At 45.3% G+C, this 1,573-nt stretch carries 2 protein-coding genes; both read right to left on the bottom strand.

Annotated features, from left to right (window positions below):
* On the bottom strand, positions 1-449 hold a 449-nt coding region (locus AB1K62_RS14620), incomplete at its 3' end, for a TetR/AcrR family transcriptional regulator (protein ID WP_367004699.1).
* A 177-nt stretch (positions 450-626) separates the two neighbouring features.
* The gene (locus tag AB1K62_RS14615) at positions 627-1,463 is read right to left on the bottom strand and encodes a metal-dependent hydrolase (RefSeq protein ID WP_367004697.1); all 837 of its coding nucleotides are present in this window, start codon (positions 1,461-1,463) and stop codon (positions 627-629) included.
* Positions 1,464-1,573: the final 110 nt, after the last annotated feature.

Raw genomic sequence — 1,573 nt, 5'->3', positions numbered from 1 at the left:
GACGGTTCAGGCATGTATTCCGTCAGCTTATCTGATACAAGATCCCTGATGGTTTCGAGAGGTTCGACCAGATAAGAGAGCTTGGTTGTCTTCGTCGACAGGACAATCCATGCGAGAATTTTGGCATAGCGCTCTGAGGCGATTATCGCATAAACGGCTTGAAGGGCCTGTTCGATATTTTGTTCCGGTGAGTTATCACTATATGATAAGGCTTCGGTCAAATCATTGGTCAACCGTTCCAATACCCGATTGACCAGGGCCTTATGTATTTCTTCCAGACTGCCAAAATGATGATGTGCAGTGGATTTTGCTATTTTGGCCGTTGTAGCGATTTCCTGAAATTTCAGATCAGCAGGGCCCTGTTCCAGCAGTATGTTTTCTGCGGCATCGAGAATTTCGTCTCGCGCGGTTTCAGGGCTGCGCCGCCGCCGTTTTGGCGCATTAGTCATGCGGTTTCCTTGAATATAATGAATTTGTATGATTCATACCGCACACTTACCACAAGTGAACACAAAAAAAGGCTGCACCGTGATGCAGCCCTAGTTGGGTGTCGAAAGAATGGTCTTCGGAAGAACTTTCAGGAGTATTGTCTGACCCGAAAACCTTATTATCCGATCGACGGGAACTCATGCATAGGCTTGACCATCGCCCAAGACATATTTTTCGGTCTTTACAACTTTGCTACGATTGTCGTGATCCCACGGGTGGAAACTCGGCTTGAAATAGCTAAGCCAAGGCAAGGCCATCCGGCGATAAAGGCCAGGTTTTCCGAACAGGAACTTGACCACCTGCCACCATATTTTTGGTGAACGGGATAGTCCCCGATCTTTAAGCATGACTGCTATGTGGTTCAGAATAAAATAATTAAACAAAACCGTGCTGATAAGCATAGACCGGCACCGGAGGAAATAATCCTTATTCTTTGTCACTGCTTTTAATGTGTCAAATGCCACGCCTTTATGTTCGGCCTCTTCCATCGCATGCCAAAGCCAGACTTTTTGGTAATTGGAATCGGCACCTTCAAGGTAAGAAGGATCGCTCATCATAAGATCAGACATCATTGCCGTAAAATGTTCCAAAGCACAGGTGGTCGCTAATTGGCGGTTTTTATTCAAATTACGGCGGACCCAGGCCATTCGCTTCCTGATACCTGCGTCCAGTTTCGTCGCACTGTAACCTTGTAAATCCAGTTGTTTATTATACTCAATATGCTCGCGCGTGTGCACGGCTTCCTGCCCGATAAAGCCTTTTATCTGTTTCTTGAGAACGGGGTCATCAATCTCGTTCCGAACATTGCGGACGCTGTCGATGAAGAACTTCTCACCTTCAGGAAACATGATCGAAAACGCGTTAAAAATTATCGTTTTGACCGGATCGCCGCCATGCCAGTCGCGTTCTGCTGTCTTAAAATGAAAATGCTCATTTCGGGGCTCCAAAACCATTGATTTGGAAATAGCATTCATTGCCTTACTCCTTACCACTATCGAATCATTGTTCGATAGCTATACACTTATCGAACATTAATTCAATAGTCTTTGTAATTTTTATTTTCTGGCCTACAGTGCTCTGCATA

The sequence above is a fragment of the Parasphingorhabdus sp. JC815 genome (assembly GCF_040717415.1).
Taxonomy (GTDB): Bacteria; Pseudomonadota; Alphaproteobacteria; order Sphingomonadales; family Sphingomonadaceae; genus Parasphingorhabdus.
Note: the sequence above shows the minus strand (reverse complement) of the source record. Positions and strands in the feature narration are given on the sequence as shown.

What these genes read in the sequence shown, in the direction of transcription:
- AB1K62_RS14615 (WP_367004697.1), bottom strand. Translation starts at nt 1,463, where the DNA reads ATGAATGCTATTTCCAAATCAATGGTTTTGGAGCCCCGAAATGAGCAT.